Genomic DNA, 15,792 nt, shown 5'->3' with positions numbered 1-15,792 from the left:
AACGACTCCCTTGCTAAGCTAAAGCTAGAGGGGTTCGGTTATCCGCCAATGACTTTGAGCAGTCTTGGATTTGCCTCCCATTGCCCAATTATGCTTCGCGGGTTGTGCCGTCTATGACGTTAATGTACGTTGCGCCTCAATGGCAAACCCTAGCATTTCCCTCAACACTTTTTCTCCAACCCATCCTAGAGATTCTACTTAGTGATCTCCCCCCCCAGTACAAAGAGGAAGTGAGGCTGGGTCTTCAAGAAGCACTCGTTAATGCGGCTCGCCACGGCAATCAACTCAATCCCGAAAAACTGGTTTCCGTTCGTTATACCTTTTCTGCTGATCAATGCTGGTGGGTGATTACGGATCAAGGAGATGGTTTCTCACCGCCCAGTCATGTATCTGAGACGGCGGATGAACTGCTACCCGCCGCCGACTGTGAATGTGGCCGAGGGCTATTTTTGATCTACGCCATCTTTGATGAGGTGTATTGGAACGCCAAGGGAACTGAATTGAGCCTCTGCAAGTACCTCACGTCAACCGATCACGACCACTTTAGCTAATCGCTAATCGGCGGGAAGCCCCGCGCTCTTCCGAAGGGGAGCGTCGGGATGAGAGCTAAGGGCGCTGAGGGGGTTCGCTGCCCTCGAAGTGCCCGAGCGAGGGGAGTCTTACTGTTCAATAAGTGTGTGCTATAATCGCTGCCCAATGGTCAAGCGGCTAAATCCGGCCTGAATGAAAGTTTTGCTGATCCGGGGATAGCAGGGTTCCTGAACAACATCCTGCCGTACAAAGCTGAAATTTCCGCCTTTGTACTGTAGTAAAAAGGCGGAAAGAACCGAGGACCCAAGGAGTTGTCTGACCGCTGGCATGGATGTTCTCATTGTGGCGCATCCATGTCGCGAGACATGAACTCTGCGATACTCATCAAAACAGTGGGCCTAGGGCATCGGCTCACTATAAAACGCGAAGGTCGAAAGACTGGAGAAAGCCGCCCTCTACGCGAAGCGTGAGGGCCGGGAGTATGTCACAGGGGAACTACATCAATCCAGTGGCGATACTGGGGATCGCGACCCTCAACAATCGCTTGGAGTTGCTTTTGCAGGTGCAGTGTTAGGGGGCGATCGCTAGGCAGCGTGTAGGTCTCAATCCGACTGACAGGCACAATTCGCGCAGCCGTGCCGGTTAAAAAGACCTCATCAGCAATCAACAGTTCCGTACGATCCACGGGGCGCTCAATCACTTTGACACCGGCGGCTTGCGCCAGTTCAATCACACTGCGGCGCGTAATCCCCTCCAAAATATCCTGATCCACACTTGGCGTAATGAGTTGCCCCTCCCGCACTAAAAAGAGATTCATTCCTGTGGCTTCGCAAACTTTCCCCTGATCGTTGAGGAGAATCGCTTCATCAAAGCCGCTGGCCGCCGCCTCTGTTTTTGCCAGTGCCGAGACAATATAGGAGCTGGTCAGCTTGCCCCGCAGGGGAAACGAGCGATCGCACTGCCGCTGCCAAGAACTAATGCGACAGGTGACGCCTGCGGCTGAGAGGTAATCACCAAGGGGCATGCCGTAAATGAGAAAATCCTTCTCAATATCATGGAGCCGTGGCGCAATCCCCAAGCCAGAGGTATAGACCAAAGGACGGATATAAAAGGGCACGCTGGGTTGATTTTTCTGCACCCATTCGACAATCTTGGACTTAATTTCGCCCGTGGGTAATTCATAGCCCAGATAGTGGGCACTGCGACTGAGGCGACGACAGTGATCCTCAAGGCGAAAAAGGAGAATTTCCTTAGCATTGGCGGGATTGGGCAAACCGCGCAGGCCTCCTAAGGCTGCGGTGCCGTAGTGAAGGGCATGGGTTGCCACAGAAATTTTGGCCTCTGCAAAGGGAACAAACTGACCATTGAGATAGGCGTAGGGGAGAAAGTCACTCATGCGTTGATGTGAAGCGTTGGCTAAATATAATTTAGGCTGCAATCTCAATAGTCTAACATTTTGGCTTAATGCTCCAAAAACCTAAGGCAAGGGCGTCTCGGAGGTCACTTCTTCAACATTCGAGACTTGCAGCACTAGACGAAACGGGCGCTGCATCCGCTGCTGGATAAACTCCTCCATCAGGGCAACCTGCTTAGAGGTTACAGGTTCACGGGCACGCACGTTGACCCGCACCACGGGTGGATTCCTCACCCAGTCGGTTTCCATTCCCAACAAATCGAGACGTTGAAAAGTCAACGTTCCCCGAGTCAGTGCTTTTCGGACCTGATTTTGTAGTCGCGCTTGTTCAATGAGGCGGGTAAAACTAATGGCTAAGGGAATCACCAAAAGACCCGTGAGGACAGTCGCAATTGTCAGCGGGCGCCGACCTTGATGCAGGGGAATATAGCCAACGATCACAAAAACCACCATACAGGCTAAGGTAATGCCGAGCAGGTTTGTCAAATACAGTAGGGTCGCACCAATACTGAGCCGAGCATTTAACTGCGCCATCCCTAAGCCAATGGTACAAACAGGGGGCATCAAGGCAACAGCGATCGCTGTCCCCGCCAAGGTATTCGAGACACGGGGTTCTGCGACTGCGTAAGCACTCACCGCTCCAGCCGCTACAGCAATCCCCAAATCCAGAAGATTGGGTTGGGAGCGTGCCATGATTTCACTGCCATAGACCTCCAGACCCACCATGACGCCAATCGTCCAAGACATGCCAATGGCCATGAGGCTACCGACAATCAGGGCAAGAGCCGCTTGCCAAAACATCTTAAATTCGCCAACGAGAGCCGCTAGCGCCAAGCCCCGTATGGGGAGCATCAGGGGCGCAATCACCATGGCGCCAATAATCACCGCTGCACTGTTGGAGAGTAGTCCAAAGGTGGCGATCGCGCAGGAGGTGACAATCAAGACCACATAGGGAACATTCAGATGGGATTCCGCATAGAGCATCTGAATCAACTGATTGAGGCTTTCCGTTGTGCGGCGATGGTAGCGGAAGGTTTGGACCCGATGCAGCCAATGGGCAAGGAGTTCTTTCATGGACAACCTTGGAAAGCAACTTACACGCGGGGGTTAGATCAATCCTACAGGAATTGCCATTGATCAAACGTTGCTGCCTGTCCGACGGGGGTACCCCTCTCATCCAAAACGGTCCAGATCCAAGCATTTTCAATGCGAAACCGCCGCCCAGAGCGGGAGACGCGCACACCACTGTAGTTATTGGCGTAGCCTTGGCGGGCTGCTTCAGCCAGAAGTCTCGCGCGTTCTTCTTGGGCAATGGGTTCCGCTGTCAGTCGCGAGGGGAGTTGCACCAGTTCTGTCCAAGGGAGTTCCCACAGGGCTAGGGCGGCGTGGTTGCCATAGTTGAGGATGGGATCTGCCTCACAGCCGTGGGAAAGAACTGGTTGTGGCCAGTGGAACAATTGCTGCGCTAAGTCCAAGTCATCCTCAGGAGCATCAGGTAGGAGCGATCGCCCTGTCCACCGCTGAAAACTCGCGCAAATGCGTCGTGCCTGCTGGACTGCCGGTGGCTGCAACCAAGGCTCCATCATTTAGGTACTTACGTGGTGGTCAAGACACGACTGGCAGCGGCTACCCCAGCGCCGGGGCTAAAGTTGCTGTACCCCAATTCCCCAAGCACCGCCTCAAGGGCACTGACAGCTGCCAAAATATCGCGATCGCTCACAAAGCCCAAGTGACCCACGCGGAAAATCTGCCCCTTCAGGTGATCTTGACCACCCGCTAGGGCAATGTCAAAGCGTTTTTTCATCAGGCTGCGAATCTTCTCGGCTTCCACCCCTTGGGGTGCCACAGCAGTAATGGCGGGACTGGCACAGTGATCGGGGGCATAAAGAGGCAAGTTGAGAGCTTTCATGGCGGCACGGGTGGCTTGCATCAGGCGCTGATGGCGGGCAAAGATATTCTCCAAGCCCTCCGCTTGCATCATCTCCAGAGCCGTTTTCAGGGCAAAGAAGAGATTCACAGGTGGAGTAAAGGGCGTTGTGTTCTTGGCAGCGTCCTTGCGGTATTTGCCGAGGTCAAGATAAAACTTCGGCAGCGTCGCCGTTTTGTAGGCTTCCCAAGCCTTAGGACTGACACTGACAAAGGCCAGCCCTGGTGGGATCATATAGCCCTTTTGGGAACCCGAACCAACCACATCTAACCCCCACTCATCAATAGGCACACTCACCGCACCTAAACTGGTGACGGCATCCACGATAATGAGGGCTTGGCCGTGGGCTTTGACATGGCGGTTGATTGCCTCTAAATCATTGATCACCCCCGTTGAGGTTTCACTGTGGGTAATGATCACCGCCTTAATCGTTTTAGCGGTGTCCGCCTCTAGCGCCGCTTTGAAGTCCTCAGGATTGAGGGGCTGTCCCCAAGGGGCGGTAATACGCTCGGTTTTGAGGCCATAGGCCTCACAGACTTCTGCCCAGCGATCGCCAAACTTACCGTTACAGCCCACAAGGACGCGATCGCCGGCACTGAGAAAGTTAATGATCCCGGCCTCCATTGCCCCTGTGCCACTGGCAGCCAAAATGAGTACATCATTCGCCGTCTGATGCAGCCATTTCAACCCCGCTGTCACCGCCGCCATGATCTCGCTAAAGTCACCGCTGCGATGGCCAATGGGATGTTTACTGAGGGACAGAAGAACTGACTCCGGCACCGGCGTAGGACCCGGAATCATTAACATCGATTTATCTTGCATTGTGAGTTGCGAACCAATCCTTAAAATGAAACGACTAAGCCCAGTGGGCAGCCATGTGCTCTGCCAAGTCCAGAACCCGCTGGCTATAGCCCCACTCGTTATCGTACCAAGCCACTACTTTCACCAGATGACCCCCCATCACCATGGTTAGGGACGCATCCAAAATCGAAGAGGCGTTGTGACCGCGATAGTCCGAGGACACCAGCTCCAATTCACTATAGTGGATAATCCCCTTCATCGTGGTTTCAGAGGCCTCTTTAATTACTTGGTTCACCTGCTCCGCAATGGTAGGTTTTTCCACCTGCGCCACAAAGTCCACTACTGAAACATTGGGGGTGGGTACCCGCAGAGCAATCCCGTTGAGCTTCCCTTGCAACTCGGGAATGACCAAACCGACCGCCTTAGCAGCCCCCGTAGAGGTAGGCACAATGTTCATGGCGGCTGCCCGTGCCCGCCGCAGATCGCGGTGGCTGGCATCAAGGAGGCGTTGATCCCCCGTGTAGCTGTGGGTCGTCGTCATCATCCCCTGCTGAATGCCAAAGGTTTCATGGAGCACTTTGACAATGGGGGCTAAGCAGTTGGTGGTGCAACTGGCATTGCTGACGATGTCCTCGCTGGGATCGTAGGTGTGGTGATTCACCCCGACCACGTAGGTGGGAATATTGCCTTTGCCGGGTGCGGTAATGAGAACTTTCTTGGCACCGGCGCTGAGGTGTTTGCTCGCGCCCTCACGGCTAGTAAAGACTCCCGTGGCTTCAATGACGAGATCAATGCCCCAAGCGCTCCAAGGCAGATTTTCAGGGTTGCGATCGGACACACATTTAATCGCATGACCACCTGCGTAAATGCAGTCGTCATCAGCGCTGATTTCGGCATCGTGGAAAATGCCCAACGTCGAGTCATACTTCAGCAAATGGGCATTGGTGCGGGGATCGGAGGTATCGTTGATGCCTACAATCTCTAGCTTGCTATTGGCTTTCCGCTGTAACCAGCAACGCATGAAGTTCCGACCGATGCGCCCAAAACCATTGATAGCGACTCTAACCACCTGATCCCTTCCTCTGTTTACTAACTCATTGCCAGAAATGATCTAGGAAACATTCTAAGGGGGAATGGTCATTTTATTACGCTTTTTTTAACGATGCACCAAAGGGCGCTCCTCGAGTGGTGCAGACAAGGCCTCCTCCAAGGGAGCGCGGCCAAAGCGCTCTTCCAGCAGAGCCATGACGGTGCGGCCAAAGTCATTGGGATTGAGGCGCCAAGCCGCAAGGCACACTTCCCCAAAGACGGATCCCATAGGTTCGGGGTTCCAGAGCAGTTTCTTGGCGGTCCAAGGCATCAGACTCATGGGGTTGTAGCCGGGGCGCAAAATGCCGCGTTCAAGGGCGTATTCCTCAAGGTGGGTATGGGGTTGCAGGCCAATAAAGAAGATGGCTGGTTCAACCTTGTTCGCACCAAAAATGCGTTCCAGTTCGCGGTGGTAGGCAATCGTCTGGGCAGTGGTGTCAGGACGTTCATCAATGACGTTAAAGGAGTAGTTCACGGAAACAAGGGCATTGAACCCGGCGGCTTTCAAATCGCGGCAGTTTTGCAGTACTGTGCGCAGGTTATAGCCCATGCGCATTTTCCGCACCAGCTCTTGGGAGCCACTGGTAATGCCGATTTCAAAGTAGTTCATCCCCGTTTGCACCATGAGATGACACAGTTCGGGGGTGAGGTTATCGGCACGGATGTAGGCCGCCCAGTGAATATCATTCATGCCTGCTTTGAGGATTTCCCGCAGCAGGGCGATCGCGTCGGGGATAAATTTGCGAGCAGGGATAAATTGGGCATCGGTAAACCAGAAGTTGCGCACACCGCGATCGTAGAGCTGGCGCATTTCGGCGACGACTTCTTCAGCCGGGTTAATGCGCACCTGTTTGCCTTCAACCACCGTATAGACGCAGTAGCAACAGTTGTGGGGGCAGCCCCGCTTGGTTTGCACACCAATGTAGAAGTCGCCCCCCTGAAGGTAATACTCAAATTCTGGCCAAATGGTCTCGATGTAGTTGTAGTTGCAGGCAGTTTTTTCAATGGGGGTGGGCCATTCGTGGATCAGGCGATCGCGGGGCTTTTCAACACCGGCAATGTAACAACGCTCTGCGGCAATTGGCTGGTTCGTTAGGACTTTGTGCAGCAGCGTTTCCCCTTCACCTACGGAAACAATCGTACCTTTGGGCAATTGAGAACCCAGTTGTTCATAAAAGACACTGACCGCACCGCCACCGACAATGGTCGTGACTTCCGGATGGTGACGCCTAGCATGGTGGAGTCCCAAACGGATCAGGTTCAGGTTCCGCCACAGTTCGCCATAGTAGGCACTCATCACCCGCAGACCTCCGATCGCCCCCCGTAACTTCACCAAGGGATTGCGGGCGTAATAGACCTCAAAGGCATTTTGCAGTGGATTGCCCCCCCGTCCCCCCACCGGGGCATAAATTTGAATATCCCGCCAAGAGAACACCAGATGCGTGGGTTGAAAGTCATCAATCACTTGGGCAAGGGCACGGCGAAAATCAAGGGGGGGCACCGTTCCTAAATCAAAAATGCGTTGTTCAACACTGGGTAATTGCTTATGGATATAGTCCGCAAGATAGACGACACCAATGGGAAAAATCGGGTTGCAGGGGAGACGGACGTAGAGGACACGCGGGGACATAGGTTAGTCCAAGATCTATGGAAACGCTAAATTATTAATAAATCTCTATCGCTGTTTAGGTTTTAACACATTTGCGCCTTTCCAGTAGGGGATCACGGCAACTCAAGGAAAGGATTAACTGTCCATCCTGTAGTTGAGTTTACAACTGTATCGAATTGACAATGTTAGGCTAACAAGGGTAAGGACACGTCCCATAACAAACCATTACTTCCTATGCCGCAAATCTTTGATCCCGTCCCTAGTGACAGTTGCGATCGCATCCTCTGCTGTTATGTCAACGCCACCAGCAAAATTCAGGTGGTGCGCATTACAAATATTCCCAATTGGTATTTTGAGCGGGTTGTTTTTCCGGGGCAACACCTCGTTTTTGAATCCCCACGGGCAGGTCAATTGGAAGTTCACAGCGGCATGATGGCCAGTGCTATTCTTTCCGATACGATCCCCTGTACGGAGCTACTGGTGCAAGAGGGGGGAGATAATTTTTTCCCCAGTGATCCCGTCAGCCAGCAACGGCTAGAATTACTTAATGAAGGCCGTGATGCAGCGGTTGAGAAAGTGGTCAGCCATTGAATCCGCTTCTGTCCCGTCCCCAAGTGACGGCTATTCTGGCCATCAGTTTAGATGGTAGGCTAGCTCGCGCGCAGACCCCAGGAGAGCGCATTGCCTCTCGCTACGACTTTCAGCACCTTGAGCAACAGGTGGCGCAAGTGGACGCGGTGCTTTTTGGCGCAACAACCCTGCGCATGGGGGGGACAGCGATGCGCCTGCAATCTCCCTATCTCATTGCCGAGCGCGAACACCAAGGGCGATCGCCCCAACCCTTGCAAATTGTCTGCTCTGCCAGTGGTGAATTAGATCCCAATCTCCCTTTCTTTCGCCAGCCGATTCACCGTGCCCTATTGACCACCGAGAAAGGTGCCAGCCGTTGGCAAGGATCCACTGCCTTTGATCACTGTTGGTGTGCTGGGGTGGAAGAGATTGATTGGCGGCAAGCGTTTAGGCACCTTCAAGGGGCTGGCATTCAGACCTTGGCCGTCTTGGGGGGAGGACAGCTTCTAGCGTCCCTATTGCACATAGGTGCTGTGGACGAATTGTGGTTGACTCTATGTCCCCTGTTGTTGGGATCAGCCGCACCGAGCCTCTACCCCGCTGGTCTCGAATTTGCAGGGACGTTGACACTCTTGAATGTCTTGCCTGTGGGCAATGAGGTGTATCTTCACTATCGTCTACATTATTATGCTTGACCGGTTGCAAGGCAACCTGCGTTGCTGCGGCGGCTAATCAGCTTGCATCAGCCGTGATCTCCATCTCCCAAGGAGAGGTCAGGAGGCAATCACAATAATTTAACGCTGGTGGCAAAGGCCAACCCCACGTAACCCCAATGCTGCCTGCTGCACCCCCGCGCTGTGCCATGAGGCCATCACTATCGGCATCACCAATGACCACGGCTTGATTGGGGTGCACCCCAAGGCGATCGCACACCCTCAGGAATACCTGCGGATCGGGTTTCGTGGGTGGCTCATCTCCCCCCTGCCAAAGTTGGAAAAAGGGCTTTAGCTGATAGGTATCTAAAAAAGCCTCGATTTCCGATGTGCGATCGCTAGAGATAATCGCCAATGCACATCCCGCCCTATGGAGTTGCTCTACTAATTCCATGACCCCCGCTAGGGGCGGTGTCAGCTCTGCTTTGGCAGTAAATTCTCGGTCTGCGGCAGCAAAGGCGGCATTCGCCCGCTCTAGGGCAGCAATCCAAGGAATTCCCTGTGTCGCCACAAAGGCAGCAGCGGCAATTAGGTTTTCCTGCCGTGTCCCCACCGCTTGCAAGCCAGTTGGATCAAGATGGTTGCCTCTCACACCAAAGGCTTGAAGTAGCGGTTCCTTGAGATCGGGGAAGTCAGCGGCAATGTGGTCAGCGCGGGCGATCGCCACCCACCTCAGGTAATGGGCAACGTCTGCGAGTGTGCCATCCTTATCAAAGATCACCGCTCTCACAGGGCCAAAAGCCCGCCCCCGACACCCTAGCCGCACCATAGCCAAACCCTCAGGCAGTAGAATCAAAACACATTAGAGGAACAGTAATGAGGACACGTCTGCCTTGATTATTGTTATTGATAACTACGACAGCTTCACGTACAACCTTGTCCAATACTTAGGGGAGTTAGCGCAGGAGTTCCCAATTGCTGCGGATCTGCGGGTCTTTCGCAACGACAAGATCACCCTCGATGAGATCGCTGCCCTTGCCCCGGCGGGTGTCGTCATTTCCCCTGGCCCGGGTCGCCCTGCGGACGCTGGAATTTCTGAAGCCCTGATCCGTACCTACGCAGGACAACTGCCCATCCTAGGGGTTTGTTTGGGACATCAAGCCATTGGCGAAGTGTTTGGGGGCACGATAACGCGAGCACCCACCCTCATGCACGGCAAAACCTCAGAAATTTACCACAGGGGTGTGGGGGTGTTCCAAAATTTGCCCCAACCCTTTACCGCAACCCGCTACCACAGCTTGGTGATTGACCGTAACAGTTGCCCCGATGTATTGGAAATTACGGCTTGGACAGAGGATGGTCTGATTATGGGGGTGCGCCACCGCCAATACCCGACGCTGGAAGGGGTGCAATTCCATCCGGAGAGTATTCTTACCACCTGCGGCAAAGACCTGCTACGGAACTTTTTACGACGGCTATCCAGTCCATCGTTGTGAGCCAGCCACTTTTCGGTACACTGAGCTGGAATAGGAGTGTGGGGAGAAAACATGGAACGGCGGCAGTTCTTGCGCTTGGCTCAAGTTGGGGCGATCGCCAGCCTTGGGGGACACTGGGCAGCCCAAGCTCAAGGGGCGGGTCTTTCACTTCAGTGGTTGGGTCACACCTGCTTTCTCTTTAGCGGTAGTGGTCAGCGGGTCTTGGTGAATCCTTTCCGTCCCATTGGTTGCACCAAAGGATTGCGGCCTCCCCGGGTCACTGCTGATATTGTCATGATTAGCAGTCGCCTCTTGGATGAGGGCTACATCGAAGGCTTACCCGGTCGGCCTAAACTGCTTTTTCAACCGGGTTCCTATAAAGTCAATGGTCTGAGTATTCAAGGCATCCGCACCAGTCATGATCGCATTGGTGGCTTTCGCTTTGGCATCAACGTGGTTTGGCGCTGGCAGCAGGGGGGCATCAATCTCTTGCACATGGGCGGTATTGCCATGCCCATCACCATTGAGCAACGCATTCTCATGGGACGGCCGGATGTGATGATCGTGCCAGTGGGGGGGAGTGATAAGGCCTATAGGGCTGAGGAGGCCAAGGCGGCCATTGAAGTTCTGCAACCGCGTTTGGTCATTCCTTCCCACTATCGGACAGCGGCGGCTGACCCCAACAATTGCGATCTGACGGGGCTAGAGGACTTTTTGAAGGTAATGGAGGGAACTCCCGTTCGCCGCAGTGGTGGTGCGTCCCTCAGTCTATCGGCAGCCAATTTGCCGCAGAATACCACTATTCAGGTTCTCAGTATTTGATCAGAAAAACGGCTATATAAAAACGGCTATATTGTCAGTCATTGTTTCCCGTAAAACAAGTAGCGAGTTGAGGCAACACCATGATTCAGGTCGAACACCTGACCAAGGTTTACGGTACAACTGTCGCGCTGCGGGATGTCAGCTTTTCAGCCGCTAGTGGTGAGATTCTCGGTCTCCTCGGCCCCAATGGCGCAGGCAAAACCACCACAATGCGGATTTTGGCGGGGTATCTACCGGCAACGAGCGGCACGGCCTCTATTGCAGGCTATGAAGTCCACACGGATCCGATGGCGGTGCGGCAGCGCATTGGCTATCTGCCAGAAAATCCTCCCCTCTATACGGAAATGACGGTGGCGGGTTATTTGCACTTTGTGGCTCGCATCAAGGGTGTCAGTGCGGGCGATCGCCCCCAGCGGGTGGAATATGCCCTCAAAAGCTGTGGCCTTTGGGAGCAGCAACGGACAATTATTCGCAAACTTTCAAAGGGCTACCGGCAGCGAGTGGGCATTGCCCAAGCGATCGTCCACGATCCGCCCGCCATTATTTTGGATGAACCCACGGTGGGTCTTGATCCGCGCCAAATTATTGAGGTGCGCAAGCTAATTAAAGACTTAGCGGGACAGCATACCGTGATTCTTTCTACCCATATTTTGGCGGAAGTGAGCATGACCTGCGATCGCGCCGTGATTATCAATAAAGGCGAAGTGGCGGGGATTGGCCAACTGGATGAGCTGCTGCAACGCCTCAGTGGTAGCTACACCTATGACCTCGAACTTGTGGGCAATCGCCCCCAGATTGAATCCTTGTTACAACGCCTTTCCAATCTGCAACAGATCACATGGGATAATAGCCCTCCCCAAGGACGACAGCAGCTGCGGGTGAGTAGCCCAGCAGAAATTGGTGCGGATCTCGCCAGTCTCCTTGTCCAAAATGGGGTGCAACTCTTTGAAATGCGCCGCTCCCGTGCCAACCTAGAGGAGGTGTTCTTGAAGCTAACGACCGATGAACCCACCGCAGAACCCAGCAATGAACTCGAAGAAGCCGATGTCTAGCATTTCTCTCCATGGGCTGCGTGTCATCTTTGCCAATATCCTTGCTATCTATCGCCGCGAACTCCAGAGTTACTTTACTGCCCCCTTCTACTACGTGATTGCTGGAGTGTTCTGGCTGCTCAGCGGCCTGTTTTTCCTCGTTGTGATGACGACGATTATTAGCCAAGTGGCTCAGCAGGATTTGCTGCAACAGCAGTTTGGAGCGCCGAGCCAAGCCGTTGATGTGCCCAAGCTGATTCTCGAAAGCTTCCTTGGGCTCTTGGGTTCCATTTCCCAAGTCATTCTGCCGATGCTCTCAATGGGACTTTACACTGAGGAGCGCAAACGTGGCACCCTTGAACTGCTGGCCACCTCGCCGATTACCAACTGGTGTGTAGCGACAGGTAAACTTCTGGCAGTGCTCACCTTCTATACCACGCTCCTGCTACCCGTGATTGTCTATCAGTTTGTCGCACTCCAACAGAGTACGCCCCCCCTCTCCCCTTGGCTGATTCTGGCGGGCAATGGCGGATTGATTCTTTTGGCGGCTGCGGTGCTCTCCCTTGGGATGTTTCTCTCCTCCTTGACCGATAGCACCATCTTAGCGGCCATTTTGGGGTTTGCTGTGTTGCTGATTCTTTGGGTGCTGGATGTTTTGGCCAAAAATACTGGCGGGAATCTCAGTGATATTCTCACCTACCTCTCACCCCTAGAGCACTTTACCAACTTGACACGGGGAATTTTCCGCACCAGCAGTCTTGTGGTCTTTGGCAGTTATATTTTCTTGGGCATCTTTCTCACGGCACAGTCCATTGATGCCTTTCGTTACCAGCGCAATTAGGGGGTATCGGTCATGAAACGCTTTGCCCTAGGCTCACCCGAACGATTGACCATGGTATTGCTGTGGGCGGCGCCACTTTTCATCATTGCTGGCTTGAGTGCTGGCTTTGTCACGCAGCGCTGGAATTGGCTCCCCTTGAGTCTTTTATCCCTGGGGGGGATTGCTCTGCTGCTGTGGCTGATCCAGCAAAGTCGGGTGTCTAGTGGCTTTTGGGGACGCCGTTCCACGCAAACAAGTACCAATGCCCTCTTGACGGTGATTGCCGTAATTGCCCTATTGGGCATTGTCAACTTTCTTGCGGATCGCTACAGTGTTGAAGTCGATCTCACCGAAAACCGTGCCTTTACCCTAGCGGCAGAAACCCGCGATGTCCTGCAAAATCTCGATCAGTCCGTGCGGGTCTTTGTGTTTGATGCCAATGCAGCTAGTCGCGATCGCCTGCTGTTGGAGCAATACCGCCGTCAGGCCAATGGCCAGTTTTCCTTTGAGTTCATTGACCCCCAAGAGCAACCCGCCCTTGCCAAAAAGTACAACGTGACCCAAGCCGGGCAAGTCATTGTTGTCGCGGGTGAGAAAACGCAGCGCATTGATGAGGAGCTATCCGAAAGTAACCTTACCCCTGCCCTGATTCGCGTCACTAGCGATCGCACGATCCGTGCCTATTTCACCACGGGGCATAATGAACTTCCCCTCACGGGTGGGGCGGCCAGCCTCAGTGAGGTCGCTAAACTCTTGGAACAGCGGGATGTAGAACTCTTGCCTCTGAATTTGCTGGAGAAGGGGAAAATTCCTGAGGATGCCAATGTCATTGTTGTCGCTGGCCCTCGGCAGCCTTTTTTGCGTCTTGAGCAGGATCTTCTCAAGGAGTACCTCAATCGCGGTGGTAGTCTTTTGCTGATGCTCGATGTCGATGTCAACGCGGGTCTTGATGATTTACTGAAAAACTGGGGACTCACCCTCGATAATCGCTGGGTCATTGATGGCTCTGGTGTGGGTCAGCAGGTGGGACTCGGTCCCGACACGATTATTGTTACCACCTATGGCAATCACCCCATTACTCAACGTTTTGCCCAAGGTCCCAGTGTCTTTCCCCGCGCGCAAGCCATTCGCATTGATCCTGTGAAGGATGATGACATTGTGGAGATTGCCCTCTCCGGCCCGCAAACTTGGGCGGAAACCGACTGGCAGGCGGGCAACCTGGAATTCACCGCAGGCGTAGATACCAAAGGCCCGCTGCCGATTGGCGTGGCCATTACCCGTCAATCGAGTGATAACCCACCGAAGGAAGCCCGCTTGGTGGTCTTTGGGGATTCGGAATTTGCCACCGATGGCGTGATTGCTTACCAAGGGATTAATAGTGACCTCTTTGTCAATTCCGTGCTCTGGTTGGGCGATCGCGACCAAAAGGCACTCTCGATTCGTCCGCGCGAAACCACCAATCGCCGCCTTCAACTCAATGTCACCACCAGTCGTTGGCTAGAGATTATCAGTGTCTTTCTGTTGCCCCTTGTGGGGTTTGGCTCAGCCGTTTTTGTGTGGTGGCGACGCCGCTAATTCTTTCCCATGAGGGTGATTTCCCATACGGGGATGCTGCCCTTGATTACAATCGCGACCTTAACCAGTTATCTGTTGACCTTGCCCATTGCTTGCATCCCCAGCTAGCGATCGCGCGACGCTGCCCCTGATCCCTGAGAAATCATTAACAGAATATAAAATTCAGACATAACCCTTTACATTTTCCTGAGAGATTGATTAATATAGGGTTACATTCCGTTGCACAACGCCAGCGGGTGCTCCTGAAGCCTCTCAGGGACTCGCTCTGGAACTGTAAACGGTTTGTAACATTCATTCATCTTGTTCAACAGGACTTATCACTATGACGACTGTTTTACAACGTCGCGAGCAACTGAACCTGTGGGAGCAATTTTGTAGCTGGGTTACCAGCACCAACAACCGCCTCTATGTGGGCTGGTTCGGCGTGTTGATGATCCCCACTCTGCTCGCTGCTACCATCTGCTTCGTGATTGCTTTCATCGCTGCTCCCCCTGTGGACATCGATGGCATCCGTGAGCCTGTCGCTGGCTCCTTGCTCTATGGCAACAACATCATCACCGGTGCGGTTGTTCCCTCCAGCAACGCCATTGGCTTGCACTTCTACCCCATTTGGGAAGCTGCTTCCCTTGATGAGTGGCTCTACAATGGTGGCCCTTACCAACTGATCATCTTCCACTTCCTGATCGGTGTCTTCTGCTACATGGGTCGTGAGTGGGAACTTAGCTACCGCCTCGGCATGCGGCCTTGGATCTGCGTGGCCTACTCCGCTCCTGTGGCTGCCGCTACCGCTGTGTTCTTGATCTACCCCATTGGTCAAGGCAGCTTCTCTGATGGGATGCCCCTTGGTATCTCTGGTACCTTCAACTTCATGCTTGTGTTCCAAGCGGAGCACAACATCCTCATGCACCCCTTCCACCAATTGGGTGTGGCAGGTGTCTTCGGTGGCGCTCTGTTCTCCGCCATGCACGGTTCGCTGGTGACCTCCAGCTTGATCCGTGAAACCACTGAAACCGAGTCTCAAAACTACGGTTACAAATTCGGTCAAGAGGAAGAAACCTACAACATCGTGGCTGCCCACGGTTACTTTGGTCGCTTGATCTTCCAATACGCCAGCTTCAACAACAGCCGCTCACTGCACTTCTTCCTCGCTGCTTGGCCAGTGGTGGGCATCTGGTTTACCGCTCTGGGTATCAGCACCATGGCCTTCAACCTCAATGGCTTCAACTTCAACCACTCCGTTGTGGATGCTCAAGGCAATGTGATCAACACTTGGGCAGACATCATCAACCGTGCCAACTTGGGGATGGAAGTGATGCACGAGCGCAATGCTCACAACTTCCCCCTTGACTTGGCGAGCGCTGAGTCTGCCCCTGTGGCGATGATTGCTCCTAGCATCAACGGCTAATTTCCAGAGCAACTCTAACTAGCGTTTGGTTAAGGGAACCGCCTCTTTATCGGGGGCGGTCTTTTTTTAT

Annotated in this window: 16 protein-coding genes; 9 read left to right on the top strand and 7 right to left on the bottom strand. The window is 53.7% G+C overall.

The window, feature by feature from the left end; translation table 11 throughout:
* Positions 1-113 precede the first annotated feature (113 nt).
* A complete protein-coding gene (locus ACK4HN_RS03320; RefSeq protein WP_409853513.1) occupies positions 114-551 on the top strand; it encodes an ATP-binding protein in 438 nt (145 codons plus the stop codon).
* 464 nt (positions 552-1,015) lie between these two features.
* Here the strand turns inward: ACK4HN_RS03320 and ACK4HN_RS03315 are convergent, their stop codons facing one another.
* The 6 genes from ACK4HN_RS03315 to ACK4HN_RS03290 all read right to left on the bottom strand — a co-directional run bounded on the left by ACK4HN_RS03315 (position 1,016) and on the right by ACK4HN_RS03290 (position 7,392).
* Complete coding sequence (locus ACK4HN_RS03315) at positions 1,016-1,927, bottom strand: branched-chain amino acid transaminase (RefSeq protein ID WP_409868671.1); 912 nt, start codon at positions 1,925-1,927, stop codon at positions 1,016-1,018.
* Positions 1,928-2,008: 81 nt separating this feature from the next.
* Positions 2,009-3,019, bottom strand: a complete 1,011-nt coding sequence (locus ACK4HN_RS03310; protein ID WP_409868672.1) for a DUF389 domain-containing protein — start codon at positions 3,017-3,019, stop codon at positions 2,009-2,011.
* Between the two features lie 44 nt (positions 3,020-3,063).
* Entirely contained in the window at positions 3,064-3,531 is a 468-nt protein-coding gene (locus tag ACK4HN_RS03305; RefSeq protein WP_409868673.1) for an MEKHLA domain-containing protein, read from the bottom strand.
* Positions 3,532-3,539: 8 nt separating this feature from the next.
* The gene (locus tag ACK4HN_RS03300) at positions 3,540-4,694 is read right to left on the bottom strand and encodes a pyridoxal-phosphate-dependent aminotransferase family protein (RefSeq protein WP_409868674.1); all 1,155 of its coding nucleotides are present in this window, start codon (positions 4,692-4,694) and stop codon (positions 3,540-3,542) included.
* A gap of 34 nt (positions 4,695-4,728) precedes the next feature.
* Positions 4,729-5,742 carry a type I glyceraldehyde-3-phosphate dehydrogenase gene (locus ACK4HN_RS03295; RefSeq protein WP_409853475.1) on the bottom strand — a complete coding sequence of 338 codons (1,014 nt, stop codon included), beginning with the start codon at positions 5,740-5,742 and terminating at the stop codon, positions 4,729-4,731.
* Between the two features lie 87 nt (positions 5,743-5,829).
* Positions 5,830-7,392: a photosystem II high light acclimation radical SAM protein gene (locus tag ACK4HN_RS03290; RefSeq protein ID WP_409868675.1), complete on the bottom strand. Its 1,563-nt coding sequence runs from the start codon at positions 7,390-7,392 to the stop codon at positions 5,830-5,832.
* Positions 7,393-7,605: 213 nt separating this feature from the next.
* Here ACK4HN_RS03290 and ACK4HN_RS03285 point away from each other — a divergent pair, with 213 nt between their 5' ends.
* Both ACK4HN_RS03285 and ACK4HN_RS03280 read left to right on the top strand, forming a co-directional pair.
* On the top strand, positions 7,606-7,962 hold the full coding sequence (locus ACK4HN_RS03285) for a DUF1830 domain-containing protein (RefSeq protein ID WP_409868676.1): 357 nt from the start codon (positions 7,606-7,608) through the stop codon (positions 7,960-7,962).
* A complete protein-coding gene (locus ACK4HN_RS03280) occupies positions 7,959-8,636 on the top strand; it encodes a RibD family protein (RefSeq protein WP_409868677.1) in 678 nt (225 codons plus the stop codon). Before ACK4HN_RS03285 ends, ACK4HN_RS03280 begins: the two co-directional genes overlap by 4 nt.
* 37 nt (positions 8,637-8,673) lie before the next feature.
* Here the strand turns inward: ACK4HN_RS03280 and ACK4HN_RS03275 are convergent, their stop codons facing one another.
* Positions 8,674-9,423, bottom strand: coding sequence for an HAD family hydrolase (locus ACK4HN_RS03275; protein ID WP_409868678.1), 750 nt, complete (start codon positions 9,421-9,423; stop codon positions 8,674-8,676).
* 64 nt (positions 9,424-9,487) lie between these two features.
* On the opposite strand from ACK4HN_RS03275, the gene ACK4HN_RS03270 reads away from it, so the two are divergent.
* The 6 genes from ACK4HN_RS03270 to psbA all read left to right on the top strand — a co-directional run bounded on the left by ACK4HN_RS03270 (position 9,488) and on the right by psbA (position 15,722).
* Positions 9,488-10,090 carry an anthranilate synthase component II gene (locus ACK4HN_RS03270; protein WP_409868679.1) on the top strand — a complete coding sequence of 201 codons (603 nt, stop codon included), beginning with the start codon at positions 9,488-9,490 and terminating at the stop codon, positions 10,088-10,090.
* A 51-nt stretch (positions 10,091-10,141) separates the two neighbouring features.
* A complete protein-coding gene (locus ACK4HN_RS03265; protein WP_409868680.1) occupies positions 10,142-10,891 on the top strand; it encodes an MBL fold metallo-hydrolase in 750 nt (249 codons plus the stop codon).
* Positions 10,892-10,971: 80 nt separating this feature from the next.
* Complete coding sequence (locus tag ACK4HN_RS03260) at positions 10,972-11,943, top strand: ABC transporter ATP-binding protein (RefSeq protein ID WP_409868681.1); 972 nt, start codon at positions 10,972-10,974, stop codon at positions 11,941-11,943.
* Positions 11,936-12,763 carry an ABC transporter permease gene (locus tag ACK4HN_RS03255; RefSeq protein ID WP_409868682.1) on the top strand — a complete coding sequence of 276 codons (828 nt, stop codon included), beginning with the start codon at positions 11,936-11,938 and terminating at the stop codon, positions 12,761-12,763. The genes ACK4HN_RS03260 and ACK4HN_RS03255 overlap by 8 nt, the downstream gene beginning before the upstream one ends.
* A 12-nt stretch (positions 12,764-12,775) precedes the next feature.
* A complete protein-coding gene (locus tag ACK4HN_RS03250) occupies positions 12,776-14,317 on the top strand; it encodes a GldG family protein (RefSeq protein ID WP_409868683.1) in 1,542 nt (513 codons plus the stop codon).
* Positions 14,318-14,639: 322 nt separating this feature from the next.
* Positions 14,640-15,722: a photosystem II q(b) protein gene (gene psbA, locus ACK4HN_RS03245; protein ID WP_409868684.1), complete on the top strand. Its 1,083-nt coding sequence runs from the start codon at positions 14,640-14,642 to the stop codon at positions 15,720-15,722.
* Positions 15,723-15,792: the final 70 nt, after the last annotated feature.

Source organism: Thermosynechococcus sp., from assembly GCF_046299655.1.
Classification (GTDB): Bacteria; Cyanobacteriota; Cyanobacteriia; order Thermosynechococcales; family Thermosynechococcaceae; genus Thermosynechococcus.
Note: the sequence above shows the minus strand (reverse complement) of the source record. Positions and strands in the feature narration are given on the sequence as shown.

Bases quoted from the DNA above. Each gene is read 5' to 3' on its own strand.
- psbA (WP_409868684.1), top strand. From the start codon at position 14,640: ATGACGACTGTTTTACAACGTCGCGAGCAACTGAACCTGTGGGAGCAA.
- ACK4HN_RS03305 (WP_409868673.1), bottom strand. From the start codon at position 3,531: ATGATGGAGCCTTGGTTGCAGCCACCGGCAGTCCAGCAGGCACGACGC.
- ACK4HN_RS03285 (WP_409868676.1), top strand. From the start codon at position 7,606: ATGCCGCAAATCTTTGATCCCGTCCCTAGTGACAGTTGCGATCGCATC.
- ACK4HN_RS03250 (WP_409868683.1), top strand. From the start codon at position 12,776: ATGAAACGCTTTGCCCTAGGCTCACCCGAACGATTGACCATGGTATTG.
- ACK4HN_RS03265 (WP_409868680.1), top strand. From the start codon at position 10,142: ATGGAACGGCGGCAGTTCTTGCGCTTGGCTCAAGTTGGGGCGATCGCC.
- ACK4HN_RS03290 (WP_409868675.1), bottom strand. From the start codon at position 7,392: ATGTCCCCGCGTGTCCTCTACGTCCGTCTCCCCTGCAACCCGATTTTT.
- ACK4HN_RS03320 (WP_409853513.1), top strand. From the start codon at position 114: ATGACGTTAATGTACGTTGCGCCTCAATGGCAAACCCTAGCATTTCCC.
- ACK4HN_RS03300 (WP_409868674.1), bottom strand. From the start codon at position 4,694: ATGCAAGATAAATCGATGTTAATGATTCCGGGTCCTACGCCGGTGCCG.
- ACK4HN_RS03260 (WP_409868681.1), top strand. From the start codon at position 10,972: ATGATTCAGGTCGAACACCTGACCAAGGTTTACGGTACAACTGTCGCG.
- ACK4HN_RS03275 (WP_409868678.1), bottom strand. From the start codon at position 9,423: ATGGTGCGGCTAGGGTGTCGGGGGCGGGCTTTTGGCCCTGTGAGAGCG.
- ACK4HN_RS03310 (WP_409868672.1), bottom strand. From the start codon at position 3,019: ATGAAAGAACTCCTTGCCCATTGGCTGCATCGGGTCCAAACCTTCCGC.
- ACK4HN_RS03255 (WP_409868682.1), top strand. From the start codon at position 11,936: ATGTCTAGCATTTCTCTCCATGGGCTGCGTGTCATCTTTGCCAATATC.
- ACK4HN_RS03315 (WP_409868671.1), bottom strand. From the start codon at position 1,927: ATGAGTGACTTTCTCCCCTACGCCTATCTCAATGGTCAGTTTGTTCCC.